15 protein-coding genes are annotated in these 15290 nt (G+C 71.8%); 8 read left to right on the top strand and 7 right to left on the bottom strand.

What is annotated here, in order from left to right:
- The first annotated feature begins 70 nt into the window (after window positions 1-70).
- Window positions 71-901 (top strand): PhzF family phenazine biosynthesis protein, encoded by an 831-nt coding sequence (locus tag BKE38_RS09200; RefSeq protein ID WP_076957026.1) that lies wholly within the window; start codon window positions 71-73, stop codon window positions 899-901.
- Between the two features lie 4 nt (window positions 902-905).
- On the opposite strand, the gene BKE38_RS09205 is transcribed toward BKE38_RS09200, so the two are convergent.
- Both BKE38_RS09205 and BKE38_RS09210 read right to left on the bottom strand, forming a co-directional pair.
- A complete protein-coding gene (locus BKE38_RS09205; RefSeq protein WP_076957027.1) occupies window positions 906-1466 on the bottom strand; it encodes a glutathione peroxidase in 561 nt (186 codons plus the stop codon).
- On the bottom strand, window positions 1459-2118 hold the full coding sequence (locus tag BKE38_RS09210; RefSeq protein ID WP_076957028.1) for a sulfite oxidase-like oxidoreductase: 660 nt from the start codon (window positions 2116-2118) through the stop codon (window positions 1459-1461). The genes BKE38_RS09205 and BKE38_RS09210 overlap by 8 nt, the downstream gene beginning before the upstream one ends.
- A gap of 79 nt (window positions 2119-2197) precedes the next feature.
- Between BKE38_RS09210 and ggt the strand changes: the two genes are divergently transcribed.
- Both ggt and BKE38_RS09220 read left to right on the top strand, forming a co-directional pair.
- The gene (gene ggt, locus BKE38_RS09215; RefSeq protein ID WP_076957029.1) at window positions 2198-3916 is read left to right on the top strand and encodes a gamma-glutamyltransferase; all 1719 of its coding nucleotides are present in this window, start codon (window positions 2198-2200) and stop codon (window positions 3914-3916) included.
- 97 nt (window positions 3917-4013) lie between these two features.
- Window positions 4014-5642 (top strand): hypothetical protein, encoded by a 1629-nt coding sequence (locus BKE38_RS09220; RefSeq protein WP_076957030.1) that lies wholly within the window; start codon window positions 4014-4016, stop codon window positions 5640-5642.
- A gap of 249 nt (window positions 5643-5891) precedes the next feature.
- Here BKE38_RS09220 and BKE38_RS09225 read toward each other — a convergent pair whose 3' ends face one another.
- Window positions 5892-7577 carry a thiamine pyrophosphate-dependent enzyme gene (locus BKE38_RS09225; RefSeq protein ID WP_076957039.1) on the bottom strand — a complete coding sequence of 562 codons (1686 nt, stop codon included), beginning with the start codon at window positions 7575-7577 and terminating at the stop codon, window positions 5892-5894.
- A 177-nt stretch (window positions 7578-7754) separates the two neighbouring features.
- On the opposite strand from BKE38_RS09225, the gene BKE38_RS09230 reads away from it, so the two are divergent.
- The 5 genes from BKE38_RS09230 (at window position 7755) to BKE38_RS09250 (ending at window position 11530) form a co-directional block, all read left to right on the top strand.
- A complete protein-coding gene (locus tag BKE38_RS09230; RefSeq protein ID WP_076957031.1) occupies window positions 7755-8009 on the top strand; it encodes an Lrp/AsnC ligand binding domain-containing protein in 255 nt (84 codons plus the stop codon).
- A 147-nt stretch (window positions 8010-8156) separates the two neighbouring features.
- Window positions 8157-8420, top strand: coding sequence for a hypothetical protein (locus tag BKE38_RS09235; protein ID WP_076957032.1), 264 nt, complete (start codon window positions 8157-8159; stop codon window positions 8418-8420).
- Window positions 8421-8866: 446 nt separating this feature from the next.
- Entirely contained in the window at window positions 8867-10078 is a 1212-nt protein-coding gene (locus BKE38_RS09240; RefSeq protein ID WP_076957033.1) for an NADP-dependent isocitrate dehydrogenase, read from the top strand.
- Window positions 10079-10192: 114 nt separating this feature from the next.
- Window positions 10193-10879: a DUF599 domain-containing protein gene (locus BKE38_RS09245; RefSeq protein ID WP_076957040.1), complete on the top strand. Its 687-nt coding sequence runs from the start codon at window positions 10193-10195 to the stop codon at window positions 10877-10879.
- An 87-nt stretch (window positions 10880-10966) separates the two neighbouring features.
- The gene (locus BKE38_RS09250) at window positions 10967-11530 is read left to right on the top strand and encodes a hypothetical protein (protein ID WP_076957034.1); all 564 of its coding nucleotides are present in this window, start codon (window positions 10967-10969) and stop codon (window positions 11528-11530) included.
- Here the strand turns inward: BKE38_RS09250 and BKE38_RS09255 are convergent, their stop codons facing one another.
- The 4 genes from BKE38_RS09255 to BKE38_RS09270 form a co-directional block, all read right to left on the bottom strand.
- On the bottom strand, window positions 11531-13012 hold the full coding sequence (locus BKE38_RS09255) for a helicase HerA domain-containing protein (protein WP_076957035.1): 1482 nt from the start codon (window positions 13010-13012) through the stop codon (window positions 11531-11533).
- 144 nt (window positions 13013-13156) lie between these two features.
- Window positions 13157-13624, bottom strand: coding sequence for a DUF6644 family protein (locus BKE38_RS09260; RefSeq protein ID WP_076957036.1), 468 nt, complete (start codon window positions 13622-13624; stop codon window positions 13157-13159).
- 3 nt (window positions 13625-13627) lie between these two features.
- Window positions 13628-14008, bottom strand: a complete 381-nt coding sequence (locus tag BKE38_RS09265) for a DUF6152 family protein (protein ID WP_076957037.1) — start codon at window positions 14006-14008, stop codon at window positions 13628-13630.
- A gap of 36 nt (window positions 14009-14044) precedes the next feature.
- Window positions 14045-14962 (bottom strand): DMT family transporter, encoded by a 918-nt coding sequence (locus tag BKE38_RS09270; RefSeq protein ID WP_076957038.1) that lies wholly within the window; start codon window positions 14960-14962, stop codon window positions 14045-14047.
- Window positions 14963-15290: the final 328 nt, after the last annotated feature.

The raw sequence follows: 15290 nt of genomic DNA on the forward strand, positions 1-15290 counted from the left end.
CCCGATCCGGCGCGGATTGAGGCCCGATCAGGCGCGCGCGCGCCGCGCAGCCGGGGCATGCTGGCTCCCCATGCAGCCAGCCTCGCCCGCCGTCACCCTTCTCACTGTCTTCCCCGCCGGACCGGGCGGCGGCAATCCCTGCCCGGTGGTGCTCGACGCCCGCGGCATGGACGCCGGGGCCATGCAGGCCCTGGCCGCTGCCCATGGCCATGAGAGCGGCTTCGTCCTGCCGCCGCAGGACCCCGCCACCGCCGATGTCCGCTTCCGCTTCTTCGTGCCCGCGCATGAGATGGAGATGTGCGGCCACGCCACCCTGGGCGCCGCCTGGCTGCTGCGCGCCCGCGGCCTGGCGAGCGGGCCGGAGCTCCGCATCGAGACACTGTCCGGCCCGGTGCGGGCGATCTTCGCGCCCGACGGCGCCGCCGAGGTCACCCAGCCGCCCGGCCAGGTCGCGCCGGTGGCCGAGACGCACCGCGTGCTCGACGCCCTGGGCCTGGCCCCGGGCGACCTGGCGCCCGGCGCCGAGGTGCTGAACGCCGCCACCAGCCGGGTGAAGACCCTGGTGCCGCTGCGCCGCCTCGCCGCCCTGCAGGCGCTGCTGCCCGACCCGGCCCGGGTGCGCGCCGCCTGCGAGGCGATCGGCTCCACCGGCCTCTACCCCTGGGCGGCGGGGGTGGCGGGCACGGTCCATGCCCGCCAGTTCCCGCGCAGTTCCGGCTATCCCGAGGATGCCGCGACGGGGATCGCCGCCGCCGCCCTGTTCTACGGCCTGGGCGCCCCGCAGGCCGGCCTGACCGTGCGCCAGGGCGAGGCGATGGGCCGCCCGAGCGAGATCCTGGTCCGCCCCGATCCCGACCGCCCCGGCTGCCGCCTCGGCGGGCGGGTCGCGCTGGCCGGCTGACCGGTCAGCCCGCCGGGGCGCCGTCCGGAGCCCCGTCCAGCGCCCTCTCCAGAGCCTGGGTCAGCGCGGCGGCTTCCGGCTCGACATTGCTCGGGAAGGCCTGCAGCAGCCGGCCATCCCGGGCGACCAGGTACTTGAAGAAATTCCAGCGCGGCGCGGTGCTCTGCGCGGCGGCCCAGGCGAAGAAGGGATGCGCCGCCGCGCCCTTCACATGGCAGGGCGCCGCCATCGGGAAGGCCACGCCAAAGGTGTTCTCGCAGAAATCCTTGATGGCGTTGCGGTCGGCGGCTTCCTGGTTGAAGTCGTTCGACGGCACGCCCAGCACCAGCAGGCCGCGCGGGCCATAGCGCTCGTGCAGCGCCTGGAGGCCGGCGAATTGCCGGGCGAAGCCGCAGAAGCTGGCGGTGTTGATCACCAGCACCGGCTTGCCGCGCCAGGCGCCCAGGTCGATCTCGCCGCCCTCGATGCTCTCGAAGCGGAAGCCATGCCCCTCGGCGTCGGCGGGACCGGCGGCGGCGAGCAGGGGAGCCGCCAGGAGCAGGTGGCGGCGGGAGAGCTCAGCCATAACGTTCCTCCATCCAGGGATCGCCCCGGTCGTGGTAGCCGCGCTCTTCCCAGAAGCCCGGCGCGTTTTTCGCCAGGAAGCTGATGCGCCGCACCCATTTTGTGCTCTTCCACAGGTAGAGATGCGGCACCAGCACGCGCAAGGGGCCGCCATGCTGCCGGGTCAGCGGCGCGCCCTCCCAGGAATGCGCCAGCAGGTTCTCGGGGCGGGCGAAATCCTCCAGCGTCAGGTTGGTGGTGTAGCCGTCATGCGCCTCGAAGCTGACGAAGCGCGCGCCGGGCTTGAGGCGCGCGAGGTCCAGGATCGCCGCCACCGGCACGCCCCGCCAGTGGTTGTCGTAGCGTGACCATTGCGTGACGCAGTGGATGTCGTTCAGCCGGTCTTCCTGCGGCAGCTCCTGCAGCCAGGCCCAGTCGAGGGTGACCGGGTTCTCCACCAGCCCGTCCAGCTTCAGCCGGAAGGTCTCCCGGCTCACCGCCGGCTGGATGCCGAGGTCGAGGACCGGAAAATCCGTCACCAGCCGCTGCCCGGGCGGCAGCCGCTGCTCCGGCGGCGCGGCCTGGCCGGTCAGCAGCCGGCCTTCCCGCGCCCAGGCCTGCTTGGTCTCGACCAGCTTCTTGCGGATCCCCGGCGGGGTGTCGTTCGCGGCCATGATGCCATCCTCTCGCCTTGGACAGGTGACGGCGCGGCGGCGGGATGCAAGCCTTGCCGCCTTGCCCGGGAGTCCTGCCATGCGCCGCCGCCTGCTGTCTTGTGTCTTCCTGCTGCTGGCCGGCCCCGCTTTGGCGCAGGACGTGGTCTCCACCCCCGGCGCCCTGGCCTCGATCCGCGCCCCGGCGCGGGCCGAGCGGCAGATGGTCGCCGCCGCCCATCCGCTCGCCGCCGAGGCGGGCCTGGCCATGCTCCGCCGCGGCGGCAGCGCCATCGACGCCGCCATCGCCGCCCAGGCGGTGCTGACCCTGGTCGAGCCGCAGAGCTCCGGCATCGGCGGCGGCGCGGTGATGCTGCACTGGAACCGCGAGGCGCAGCGCCTCGACGCCTGGGACGGGCGGGAGACGGCGCCGGCGGCCGCGACCCCGGCGCTGTTCCTCCGCCCCGACGGCACGCCGCTGCCCTTCTACGAGGCCGTGGTCTCCGGCCGCAGCATCGGCGTGCCCGGCGTGCTGTCGATGCTGGAGGCCGCGCACAAGGCCGAAGGCAGGCTGCCCTGGGCCGATCTTTTCGCGGACGCCATCCGCCTGGCCGATGACGGTTTTTCCGTCTCACCGCGCCTGGCGGGCCTGATCGCCTCCGAGGCCGGGCGGCTGCGGCAGGATGCGACGGCCGCCGCCTATTTCCTGGCCCCCGACGGAAGCCCACGGCCGGCCGGGCACCGGCTGCGCAACCCGGCGCTCGCGGCGACCCTGCGCCTGGTCGCCGAGCAGGGCGCCCGCGCCCTGCAGCAGGGCCCGCTGGCCGCCGCCATCGTCGCCGGCGTCGCCCGCCATGGCGGGGTGGGCAACGGCATGACCGAGGCCGACCTCGCCGGCTATCGGGCGAAGCGCCGCGCGGCGGTCTGCGCCCCCTACCGGGTCTGGCGGGTCTGCGGCTTCCCGCCGCCGTCCTCGGGCGGCGTCGCCATCGCCCAGATCCTCGGCGTGCTGGAGCATTTTTCTCTCGCGCGCCTGGCGCCGGACAGCCCCGATGCCGCGCATCTGCTGGTCGAGGCCGGGCGCCTGGCCTTCGCCGACCGCAATCTCTACCTCGCCGATGCCGACGTGACGCCCGTGCCGGTCGCCGGGCTGATCGAGGATTCCTACCTGAACCTGCGCGCCCAGCTGTTGGACCGCGACCGCGCCAACCCGGCCCCCCGCCCCGGCAATCCGCGCTGGCGCCAGGCTGGGCTGGCGCCGCAGCCCGAACAGCCGGAGCACGGCACCAGCCACCTTTCCATCATCGACGCCGCCGGCAATGCCATCAGCATGACCACCACGGTGGAGGACGCCTTCGGATCCCGGCTGATGGTCGGCGGCTTCATGCTGAACAACCAGCTGACCGATTTTTCCTTCAGGCCCGACATCGACGGACGCCCGGTGGCCAACCGGGTCGAGGGCGGCAAGCGCCCGCGCTCCTCCATGGCGCCCAGCCTGGTCTTCGATTCAGACGGAAAGCTGGTGGCGGCAGTGGGGTCGCCGGGCGGGGCGCGCATCATCGGCTTCGTGGCACAGACGCTGGCCGGGCTGCTGGACTGGGGGCTGGACCCGCAGGCCGCCGTCTCGCTCAGCCGCGTCGGCACCCTGGGCGGCGCCGCGGAGCTTGAGGCCGAGACGCTGGCCGGCGAGCTGCAGGCGCGCGGCCACAAGGCGGAGGTGAAGCCGATGCCCTCCGGCCTGCAGGTCATCCGCGTGACGCCGCAGGGGCTGCTGGGCGGTGCCGATCCACGGCGCGAGGGGGTCGCGATCGGCGACTGACCACGGCCATCACCTCTGCGCCACCCCGCCGAAGGGTGATCCCCGCGCCGCGCCCGCCGATGCCATGACGGCGCGGCAACCGGCGGGAGGGTGGCGCATGCGGCGTCTGGGGATCGTGGCGATGATGATGGGCCTGGCGGGCAGCGGCGGCGCCCTGGCCCAGGCGGCGCCGCAGGGGCCGGTGCTGGACATCGCCAAGGTCACCGCCGCCATCACCGTCGCCGAGACCATCGTCCAGGCCTGCGACGCCCGCGACCCCGGCAACGCCCCCCGCCGCGCCGCGGCGCTCGGCGCCTGGCGGCTGCAGAACGACATCGTCAACTTCGAGCGCAGCTTCGCCACCCTGGCCGAGCGGACGCCGTCCCTGGCCGAGACCCGCCGCAGCATCGAGCGCCAGGCGCGCGAGCAATCCGCCGGCGTCCCGGCGCAGCAGCCGAAGGTCTGCGACGACGTTGCCGCGCTCTTCGCCGTGCCGGCGCTGCAGGTGCTGCCGCAGGCCACCGCCATCCGGCAGCTGGCCGAAGGCGGCGCGCCGAGCACGCCTGCGACCCCGGCCCCCGCCCCCGTCGCAGAGCTGCAGCGCTACACCCTGCCGCAGCTCTGGACGCTGGCGACGCGCGCCCGCGACGCGGTCGCTGGCGGCGAGGCCCGCGCCACCCGCGCGCAGGAACAGGCAATGGACCGCGCCATCGCCGCCCTCGGCAGCGTGGTCATCGCCGGCACCGCCACCGGCCATGACCGGCTGCGCGAATGGCGCGGCGACGCGCAGTCGGTGCTGGCCCTGCGCTGCCGCAGTTTTGCCAATGACACCGACAAGCAGGGGCTGGAGGCGCTGGAAGGCCAGCCGGCCGCCGTCGCCGGGCGCGCGGATTCCATCGTGCTGAGCCGGCGCGGCAGCGGCACCGTCTTCCTGAGGCAATGCCGCCTGCTGCCCGCCGGCCAGATGCCGCAGCCGGCGGCCGGCCTGGCCGAGGCCGGCGGCCTGGAGCCGCGCCCCCTCACCGCCGCCGAGGCCCAGGGCGCGCCGGGCCAGGGCATCGACCCGGCGCAGGTGGCGAAGCTGGTCTATACCAGCGACTTCCGCACGATGATGGACGGCATGGGCAACGGCTACACCCAGCGCGACGAGGACATCCATGTCCTGCTGCGCGACGGCAGCGCCTATCGCCACGGCTGGGGCTTTCCCTATCAGGACCTGAACCTGGCACTGTCGCGCCGGCGCGAGCCCGATCGCTGGCTGCGCTGGGCCGAGGCCCGTGGCGTCATCACCCTGACCGATGCCAAGGGCGGCAGCCGGGTGCTGCGCAACGGGCAGGCGCTGGCGCCCTGGCCGGCGGAGACCGTGCTCGACCACCACTGGTACTTCCTGCATGTCGGCCAGGGCGGCGTGCGGCGCGACCGCAGCTACAGCTTCCGCGCCGACGGCACGGTGGAGGCCAGCCGCTCCAGCCTGGTCGCCGCGGTGACGCCGGGCGGCGGCGCGGATGTCGCCGGGCCCGGCTTCGCGGCTTCGGGCGGGGCGATGTCGGGGCATGTCGCGGCGATCGGGCCGCGGCGCCAGGCGCAGCTGCGCTACCGGGTCGAGGGCGACGTGCTGGTGCTGACCGCCGCCGACGGCCGGGTCGAGCGCCGGCTCTTCGCCCGCTTCGCCAGCGACCAGGCCGCGGTGCCACGCAGCGTGGTCATCGGCGGCGAGGTCTACTGGACCCGCGACGGCAAGCCCTAGGCGGCGGCCGGAAGATCCCCGGTCATGCGGCCGGCGCCGAGGCTGCCGCCGCGCAGGCCGACCAGGCCAATGCTCGCCAGCCGGTCGCCGCCGCCGCCGCCGGCCAGCCTGTCCTCTCCAGCCAGCCCTTGGCACCGGCCAGGGCGTGGCGCATGTCGCGGCGCCGCGCGGGCCGGTGCCGGCTCGCCGGTCCGGGCAGCGGGGCGGAGGATCGCTCCCCCGCCCCGCGCCGGTGGTCGCGCAACGAAGTTAGTGCTTCGGCCCGGCGCCCAGGGCGCGCAGATCGGCGATGGTGGCGCGGTTGGTGATCTGCTCCGGATTGGTGCGGATCTCGATCACTGCCGGCTTGCCGCTGGCCGCCGCGCGCTGGAAGGCGGGGATCAGCTCGCCATCCTTCTCGACGGTCTCGCCATGGCCGCCGAAGCTCTCGACGAACTTGGCGAAGTCCGGGTTGGTCAGCTGGGTGCCGGAGACGCGGCCCGGATAGGCGCGCTCCTGATACATGCGGATGGTGCCGTACATGCCGTTGTTGAAGACCAGCACGATCGGCGCGACCCCGGCCTGGAAGGCGGTCGCGATCTCCTGCCCCGTCATCAGGAAGCCGCCATCGCCGACCAGCGCAATCACCATCCGCTCGGGGAAGCTGATCTTGGCGCCGATGGCCGAGGGCACCGCATAGCCCATGGCGCCATTGGTCGGGCCCAGGAACTCCTGCTGCTCGGTCAGGTGCATGAAGCGGTTCGGCCAGGTGGCGAAATTGCCGGCGTCGCAGGTGAAGATCGCGTCGGTCGGCAGGATTTTTTCCAATGCCTGCAGTTCCCGCGCCAGGTTCAGCGGGCCGGCATAGTCGGGGGCCTCGGCCTGCTTGGCGCGGGCGGCGTGGACCTCCTTCGTCCAGGCCGACCAGCGCGGCTTGGACGCCGGGGCGGCGACCTTGGCCAGGGCCTCAGCGAAGGCGTTGATCTCGGCGGTGATGCCCAGCGCCGGGCGATAGACGCGGCCGATCTCGGCCTGGTCGGGATGGATATGGACGATCTTCTGCCCACCCTGTCCGGCCATGTCGAACAGGGTGTAGCCCTGGCTGACCGGCTCGCCGATGCGGGTGCCGATGGCCAGGATCAGGTCGGCCTGCTTCGCCTTGGCGATCAGCCCGGCATCGGCACCGACGCCGAGGTCGCCGGCATAATTCGGCAGGGTGCAGTCGAACAGGCTCTGGCGGCGGAAGGCGACCGAGACCGGCAGGTCGCGCGCCACGCAGAACTCCCGCACGATGCGGCGGGTCTCCGCGGTCCAGCGCGAGCCGCCGAGGACCACCAGCGGACGCTCGGCCGCATCCAGCAGCGCGACCATTTCTTCCAATGCCGCCGGCGAGGGATAGGCGGCCGACACCTTGGCCGGGCCGATATCGGGGACGGCGACGCGGACCTTCTGCATCTCCTCCGAGATGGCGATCACCACCGGGCCCGGACGGCCGGAGGTCGCGACGTCGAAGGCATGCGCCATCAGCTCCGGAATGCGGGCGGCGTCGTCGATCTGCGTCACCCACTTGGCGACCGAGCCGAACATCCGGCGGTAGTCGACCTCCTGGAAGGTCTCGCGGTCGGTCTCGGCGAAGGGGATCTGGCCGACGATCAGCACCATCGGCGTGCTGTCCTGCATCGCCACATGCACGCCGATCGCGGCATGGCAGGCGCCGGGGCCGCGGGTGACCAGGGCGACGCCCGGGCGGCCGGTCAGCTTGCCATGGGCCTCGGCCATGTTCACCGCGCCCGCCTCGAAGCGGCAGGTGGTCAGGCTGATCTTGTCGGCATTGGCATAGAGGCCGTCGAGCAGGTCCAGATAGGATTCGCCCGGCACGCAGAAGGCGTGCGTGACGCCCTGGGCCACCAGCGCATCCGCCAGGAGCTGCCCGCCGGTGCGGGTCGCGGTGCTCATGCCATCCATTCTCTACGTTTCCCTCGGCCAAGTCGTCGGACAACCGGCGGGCAAGCTAGCCGAGGCGGCGAGGCAGGGCTACAGGGGCGGGCCAGGGAATTGATGCGGCGGCTTTGCCCCTTGCCGCCCCGGTCGGCGCTGGCGCAGAAACGCCCCGACAGCCAGGAGCAGAATCACATGCGCGCCATCTTCGTCATGGTCAAATGCGAGATGGGCACGGCCTATGCCGTCGCCCGCGAGATGGCCGACACCATCCCCGAGCTGTCGGAGATGCATTCCACCTCGGGCCAGTACGACCTGCTCGGCAAGTTCTACCTGGAGCCCGACCAGGATATCGGCCTTTTCGTCGTCGAGCGGGTGCAGACCGTCGCCGGGGTCAAGGACACCTACACGCTGCAGACCTTCAACGCCTTCTCCGGCCCCCGGGGGTAAGGCCAGAATGGGCCAGCGCTGACGGCGCCGCGGGGAGCGGTGCTCTGCCTTAGTTGAAGGCGAAACGGGGCAGCCTCGCCCCATTGCGCCATTGTAATGCCTTACCGGAAGGACAGACTCCGTCGCATAGGAAGGAGATGCCCCCCGATGCGACCCGTTCTTCCCGCCCTCGCCCTTGCCGCAGCCCTGGTCCTCGGTGGCTGCCAGAATCCCGACGGCTCGACCGACTGGGGCAGCACCGTGGCGCTTGGCGCCGGCGCGGCCCTGGTCACTGGCCTGGCCGTCGCCGCCTCGCAGGACAATGACCGGCACTACCGCCGCCAGCACCGCCGCGACTACGGCTATGGCGGCCGCGGCTACGGCGGCGGGCGGGGCTATTACGGCGGCCACGGCCATGGGCGGCGCTGGTAGGCCGCCGGCATGACCGCCGCCCCGTCCCATCGCGGGCGGGGCAGCATGAAAAAGGACTGGCCGGGGGGACCGGCCAGTCGGTCGGCGGGCGCTGCCGGGCATGAAGCCCGGTTGGGGGGTGCCGGACCCGCGGGGGAGCGAGGCCGGCGGTCAGGCCCGCCGGTGCCGCGCAGCCTAGCCCAGGCCGGATCGCCCCGCTTTGCGCGGCATCTCGAAAGTTTTTCCGGGCGTCGCGAAGTCTGGCGACCCGGGCCTCGTTCGCCCCGGCCTCCGCGGCCCGCTCGCGGCGCGCATCCCCTTGCCGCCTCTGGCGCCGGATGCGATTGTCCGCCCCGTCGCGCCGCCAGCCTGCGCCGAGCCGATCGCCCAGGGGCCTCGCGTCCTACGGGCGGGCGCCTTGGCGGACAGGCCGGCGATCAGCAAAAACTGTCCAGACGAGGACCGGCATGGCCAAGATCAAAGTGAAGACCCCCGTCGTCGAGCTCGACGGCGATGAGATGACCCGCATCATCTGGGGGTTCATCAAGGACAAGCTGATCAATCCCTATCTGGACGTCGACCTGAAGTACTATGACCTCGGCGTCGAGTACCGCGACCAGACCGACGACCAGGTCACCGTCGACGCGGCGAACGCCATCAAGCAGTATGGCGTGGGCGTGAAGTGCGCCACCATCACCCCGGACGAGGCGCGGGTGAAGGAATTCAACCTGAAGAAGATGTGGAAGTCGCCGAACGGCACGATCCGCAACATCCTCGACGGCACCATCTTCCGCGAGCCGATCATCTGCTCGAACGTGCCGCGCCTGGTGCCGCACTGGTCGAAGCCGATCGTCGTCGGCCGCCATGCCTATGGCGACATCTACCGCGCCGTCGAGATGAAGGTGCCGGGCGCCGGCACCGTCAAGATGACCTACACCGCCGCGGACGGCACCACCCAGGAAATCGGCCAGTTCGATTTCAAGGGCGCCGGCGCGGCCATGATGCAGCACAACCTGAACCAGTCGATCGAGGGCTTTGCCCGCGCCTCGTTCAACTACGGCCTGGCGCGCAACTACTCGGTGTACTTCAGCCACAAGAACACGATCCTGAAGGCCTATGACGGCAACTTCAAGGACATCTTCCGCGCGATCTTCGACGCCGAGTTCAAGGCCGAGTTCGACAAGCGCGGCCTGGTCTACGAGGACCGCCTGATCGACGACATGGTCGCCTCGGCCCTGAAGTGGGAAGGTGGCTATATCTGGGCCTGCAAGAACTACGACGGCGACGTGCAGTCGGACATCGTGGCGCAGGGCTTCGGCTCGCTCGGCCTGATGACCTCGGTCCTGCTGTCCCCGGACGGCAACACGGTCGAGTCCGAGGCGGCCCACGGCACGGTGACGCGCCACTACCGCGAGCACCAGAAGGGCCGCGAGACCTCGACCAACCCGATCGCCTCGATCTTCGCCTGGACCCGCGGCCTCGCCTATCGCGGCAAGTTCGACGGCACCCAGGACGTGGTCGACTTCGCCAATGCGCTCGAGCAGGTCTGCATCGAGACGGTGGAGAGCGGCTTCATGACCAAGGACCTGGCCGTGCTGATCGGCAAGGACCAGCCCTGGCTGAACACCCAGAACTTCCTCGCCAAGCTGGACGAGAACCTGAAGAAGAAGATGTCTTAATCTTCTGCCGATCTCCGGCGGTTCGGAAAGGGGCCCTCACGGGCCCCTTTTCTTTTTCGTCAGGTGGCGCCGGGCTTCTCGCTGACCCTGCCGCCCGAGGCTATGGTGCGGCGCATGCTGCTGCCCCTCTCCCCGCTCGACTGGCTGGCCCTGGCCGTCTTCATCGCCTGCTGGATCGGCTATGCCGCGGTGGTCGACCGCGTTCCCGCCATCCGCGACCGCAGCGTCATCGCCGCCATGGACCAGCACCGCCGGCGCTGGATGGCCGCCGTGCCCCATCGGGAGAACCGGATCGCCGATATCAGCATCATCGGCAACCTGATGACCTCGACCTCCTTCCTGGCCAATACCAGCATCTTCATCCTGGGCGCGCTGGTGGCCATGCTGGGCTCGCCCGAGCTCGGCAGCCGCATCTTCGGCGCGGTGCCCTTCGCCGAGGTGCCGCAGGACAGCGTCGCCTGGGAGATGCGGATCTTCCTGCTGATCCTGATCTTCGTGCGCGCCTTCTTCGAGCTGACCTGGGCGCTGCGCCAGTTCAACTATTGCAGCATCTGCGTCGGCGGCCTGCCCGAGGGCACCGCCGGCGAGCCCGCCGCCGCCATCGCCGCCGAGGTCGCCAACCGCGCCGCGCGCCACTTCAACACCGGCCTGCGCGCCTATTACTTCGGCCTGGCGGCGCTGGCCTGGATCCTGCACCCGCTGGCGCTGATCATCGCCTCGCTGCTGGTGCTGCGCGAGCTGCACCGGCGCGAGTTCCGCTCGGTCGTGCGCGATGCCCTCGCACTACCCAACCAGGGGTGACCGCGCATTCGTGACGCTGCGCTGCCCTGCGCGCGCCCTGCCCCGCTGCTAGGAGGTCGGATGGAAAGAAAGCTTCGGGAGCAAGGCATGTTGCAGACTGCCCATCGGCTGGCCGCGGGCCTCCTGGCCGCCACGCTGCTGTCCGCCGCCGCCATGGCCGCGCCGCTGTCCGACATGGCGAGCGGCCTGTCCGTCAATCCGCCGGCGGGCTATATCGCCAGCGTGCTGCCGCCGACCGCGCCGCAGACCGCGCGCTTCCAGCTGAAGCGCGCCGAGGACCGCGACACCGGCTGCCAGGTCGCCTTCACCCCGGCGCCGCAGAACGCCCAGCTCAGCCAGCCGCAGATCAACCAGATGCTGGCCACCCCCGCCTGGCAGGAGATCGCGCGGAAGACGCTGAGCAGCACGATCTACGAGGTCATCTCGTCGGAGCGCTTCGACCAGGGCGACCTCACCGGCTTCGTCATGGTCGCCGACTTCAAGGTCGATCCGCGCCTGCCGCCGCGCTCGCGCGACATCCGCTCCTTCTTCGTCATCATCGAGACGCCGAAGGGCCGCACCAGCACGGTCTGCGTCGGCGAAAAGGCTTCTTTCGGTGCCCGCCAGGCCGAATTCGCCGCCGTGGCGCGGGGCGCGACGCCGCCGCGCTGATCAGGCGGCGGCGGGGTCGCCCGGCGCCGTCTCGAAGGCCAGGCCGACAAGGGCCAGGATCCGCAGGCCGCGGGCGTCGGGGCGCAGCACCACGGCGCCCTGCTCCTCCATATAGGCCAGCACGCGCCGGGCGCGCCCAACTGAGCGCGTGCCATAGGCCTGGGCGATGGTCGCGTCCGAAGGACAGGGCAGCCGCTCCAGCGCGGCGCGGGCGACCAGCAGATAGACGCCCTGGACATCCTCCGGCAGCGTCGCGGCGCGGGCCTCGATGGCCTGCCAGTCGTCGCCCTCGGCCGCCTCGGCGCTGATGCCGGCGCGCGCCACGGCCAGCAGGCGGCGGAAGGCCGGGATCTCCGGCGGCTTGCCCGGCACGGCATGGATGCGCAGCCGCACCAGGAAATCCTGGTAGAGCACGCTGACGCTGCGGAAGGCCGCCTCCGGCTCCGACAGCACCTGCTGCAGGATTTGTTCCAGCTGCCGCTTATGCGCGGCGCGCTCCTCCGGCGTCGGCTCGGCGACGGGCGCGGGGGTGGCGATGGCGGGGCGAGCCTGGGCGAGTTGGGCCAGGATGTCGGGCGCCGGCGCGGGCGGCGGGCGGCGCGGCGGCAGGCGGACGGGCTCGGGGGCGGTCGCGGCGGCCATGACCAAGTCGCGGGCGTCTTCCGGCGCGGTCTGCGGCAGGGGCACGAGGCCCGGATTGGTGCCGCGGGATTCGGTCTCGACCTCGCCGATGCGGATGGCGAGCGGGCGGCGCGACAAGGCCGGGCCGAGCGCCACGAAGCTGCCGCGCGGCAGGTCGCGGAACATTTCTGCCTGGCGGCGCTCCATGCCCAGCAGGTCGGCGGCGCGGGCCATGTCGATGTCGAGGAAGGTGCGGCCCATCAGGAAGTTGGAGGCCTCGGCGGCGACGTTCTTGGCCAGCTTGGCCAGGCGCTGGGTCGCGATGATGCCGGCCAGCCCGCGCTTGCGGCCGCGCGACATCAGATTGGCCATGGCGCCGAGCGAGGCGCGGCGGGCCTCGTCCGACACCTCGCCGGCGGCGGCGGGGGCGAAGAGCTGCGCCTCGTCGACCACCACCAGCATGGGCGACCAATAGTCGCGCTCGGCGTCGAAGAGCCCCCCCAGGAAGGCGGCCGCATGGCGCATCTGGCCGTCGGCATCCAGCCCCTCGAGGTTGAGGACGACCGAGACGCGATGGGTGCGGACGCGGTCGGCGGCGCGCTGGAGAGCAGCCTCGTTGTGCTCGGCGGCGTCGATGACCAGGTGGCCGAAGCGGTCGGCGAGCGTCACGAAATCGCCCTCGGGGTCGATCACCGCCTGCTGCACCCAGGGGGCGGACTGCTCGAGCAGGCGGCGCAGCAGATGCGACTTGCCCGAGCCAGAATTGCCCTGCACCAGGAGACGGGTGGCCAGCAGCTCCTCCAGGTCGAGCAGACCGGGCTGCCCGCTGGTGGTCTCGCCCATCTCGATGCCGACCGTCATTCCGTGCTCCTGTTCGGGGGCGGAGCTATAGAGCATCGGGCCCGAGGGCGACACCGCGCGGCGCGCAGGCGGCCATGCGCAATCGACACGATGATGAGCGGGTGATTCACGCCTCCGGCTGTTCCAGCTTTCGGCGATCACACGCTATTCCACGAAGCCGATCCAGCGGCCTGCCAGCAGCGCCGCGACCCAGATCGCCAGCGAGGCTGCCGCGCCGAGCTTCACCGACACGGTCGGCCGCGCCCCGTCCAGCGCCGCATGCCAGCCGGCACGGCGGTGCTGCAGGGCCGCGTTCCCGATGCCCAAAGCGACCAGGGCCAGCTTCGCCAGGAAAGCCGGGTTCGCGAGGTAGGCACCGGGACGGACAATGAAAAGAAACGCCCCGGTCGCCAGGGCGAAAGCCAGGCCGAGGCCGGCGATGCGGACCAGCGGCGGGGCCAGCACCGCCAGGGGGGCCGCCCGGAAGAAGCCGAGCAGCCGAAGGTCTAGCGTTGCGATCGCCCCGATCAGCAAGGCGATCGACAGGATGTGGGCGGCATTGGCCAGCGGATAGGCGATGGCGGATTGCCGCAGCAGCAGCGCCGGGGCAGAGTGCTCCAGCAGGGCCAGCACGGATCAGCCGGGGATGCGCTCGGGGTAGAAGTCGAAGCGGCGCTCGCCGAGCTGCAGGCGGACGGCCTTGATGCGCAGCTCGGCCCGGTCGCGGGCGCGGTTGCCGAGGATGGTGACCTCCTGCCCCGCCGCCACCGAGCCCTCGACGAAGCCGGCGCGCTGGGTCTGGCTCGGGTTGCCAAGCTCCACCGTCCAGACGCCGTCGCCGGCACGCAGCCGAAGGCGCGGATGCGGCGGGCCGATGAAAACCTCCTCGACCGTGCCGCGGAGCTCCATTTGCTCCGCCTCCGCCCAGGACCAGCCGTGATGGGCGCGGGCCGGCGCCGCCATGAGCAGCGCGGGGGCGGCCAGCAGCAGGCCGCGCCGGGTGTTCGGGATCGCCATGGGCACCTCCTCCACCGCAGATGAACGAATGTTCAGTTAGGCCGCGGCGGGGCGATGTCCAGGGGTCGGCAGCCGCAGCGTGCCGAGGGCAACGCCGCCCAGGACCAGCGCCATGGCGACGGCGTGGTAGGCGTGCAGGCTTTCGCCCAGCAGGGTGGCGCCGAGGGCCAGGGCATAGGCCGGCACCAGATACATGGTCATGCTGGCCCGGGCCGCGCCGAAACTCTGCACGCAGCGGGCGAAGAGGCCATAGGCGCCGATGCCGGCGACGAGCCCGAGGAAGAGCATGCCCCAGAAGGCCTGGGCGCCCAGATGCGGCACGCCGCGATGGCCCCATTCGAGCAGCAGCGCCGGGACCAGGAAGAGCGCGCCGCCGGCAGCCACGACCCAGAGCAGCAGCAGCGGCGGCAGGGGTACAGGGCGGTGGCGCAGCAGGGCGGTGTAGCCGGCCCAGGCGAGGATGGCGCAGAGCATCAGCGCGTCGCCCGGGTTGAACTCGAAGCGCAGCAGCGCGGCCATGTCGCCGCGGAAGGCGGCGACGAGGATGCCGGCGAAGGAGAGCGCGATTCCCGCCAGCATGGCGGGGCGGTGGGCGACGCCCCAGACCAGGCGCTCGATGACGGCGACCAGGAGGGGGGTGAGCGCGGCGATCAGGGCGATGTTGCCGGCGGAGGTATAGGCGGCGGCGCCATATTGGGGGGCGACGCTGACGACGCCGCCGAGGAGGACCAGAAGCAGCAGCAGGCCAGCGGGGACGGTTTTCAGGCGGCCCTGGCGGAGCAGCGGCCAGACGACCGGCAGCAGCAGGAGTGCTGCGACGGTCCAGCGGCCGAAAGCCAGGGTGACCGGAGGCACCGAGCCGGACAGCCAGCGGGCGGCGACCATGTTGCTGGCGAAGAAGAGCGGCGCGCTGAGGAAGAGGCAGGCGGGCAGCCAGCGGGTGGTGAGGCGCATCGGCCTGCTCTCCGAGTTCTGGCGAAGAGCTTAGGTCGAATGGGTCAGAGGTTCTTACCGAAGTTGAGTGGCGCGGTTTGCCGCTTCGGAAGGATTTTTGTTTCTGGCCGGCTTTGCCGGATGGTGCTTCTGCGTCATGGCGGGGTCCGGGGGGATACTATCCCCCCGGACCCCGCCCTGACGCCGACGCACCATCCGTCACAGCCGGCCCGAAACAAAAATCATTCCGAAGCTGACGTCTCTACACATCCTACCCTGCCGCAGACCCTCAGCGTGGCGCTCTCGGCTGTCTGTGAGTCACTCAACACCGACAACAACACCCACAATT

Origin of the sequence: Teichococcus deserti (assembly GCF_001982615.1) — a bacterium.
Lineage (GTDB): Bacteria > Pseudomonadota > Alphaproteobacteria > Acetobacterales > Acetobacteraceae > Pseudoroseomonas > Pseudoroseomonas deserti.

Bases quoted from the DNA above. Each gene is read 5' to 3' on its own strand.
- BKE38_RS09225 (WP_076957039.1), bottom strand. From the start codon at position 7,577: ATGAGCACCGCGACCCGCACCGGCGGGCAGCTCCTGGCGGATGCGCTG.
- BKE38_RS09205 (WP_076957027.1), bottom strand. From the start codon at position 1,466: ATGGCTGAGCTCTCCCGCCGCCACCTGCTCCTGGCGGCTCCCCTGCTC.
- BKE38_RS09230 (WP_076957031.1), top strand. From the start codon at position 7,755: ATGCGCGCCATCTTCGTCATGGTCAAATGCGAGATGGGCACGGCCTAT.
- BKE38_RS09240 (WP_076957033.1), top strand. From the start codon at position 8,867: ATGGCCAAGATCAAAGTGAAGACCCCCGTCGTCGAGCTCGACGGCGAT.
- BKE38_RS09235 (WP_076957032.1), top strand. From the start codon at position 8,157: ATGCGACCCGTTCTTCCCGCCCTCGCCCTTGCCGCAGCCCTGGTCCTC.
- BKE38_RS09245 (WP_076957040.1), top strand. From the start codon at position 10,193: ATGCTGCTGCCCCTCTCCCCGCTCGACTGGCTGGCCCTGGCCGTCTTC.
- ggt (WP_076957029.1), top strand. From the start codon at position 2,198: ATGCGCCGCCGCCTGCTGTCTTGTGTCTTCCTGCTGCTGGCCGGCCCC.
- BKE38_RS09265 (WP_076957037.1), bottom strand. From the start codon at position 14,008: ATGGCGATCCCGAACACCCGGCGCGGCCTGCTGCTGGCCGCCCCCGCG.
- BKE38_RS09255 (WP_076957035.1), bottom strand. From the start codon at position 13,012: ATGACGGTCGGCATCGAGATGGGCGAGACCACCAGCGGGCAGCCCGGT.
- BKE38_RS09270 (WP_076957038.1), bottom strand. From the start codon at position 14,962: ATGCGCCTCACCACCCGCTGGCTGCCCGCCTGCCTCTTCCTCAGCGCG.
- BKE38_RS09200 (WP_076957026.1), top strand. From the start codon at position 71: ATGCAGCCAGCCTCGCCCGCCGTCACCCTTCTCACTGTCTTCCCCGCC.
- BKE38_RS09220 (WP_076957030.1), top strand. From the start codon at position 4,014: ATGCGGCGTCTGGGGATCGTGGCGATGATGATGGGCCTGGCGGGCAGC.
- BKE38_RS09210 (WP_076957028.1), bottom strand. From the start codon at position 2,118: ATGGCCGCGAACGACACCCCGCCGGGGATCCGCAAGAAGCTGGTCGAG.
- BKE38_RS09250 (WP_076957034.1), top strand. From the start codon at position 10,967: ATGTTGCAGACTGCCCATCGGCTGGCCGCGGGCCTCCTGGCCGCCACG.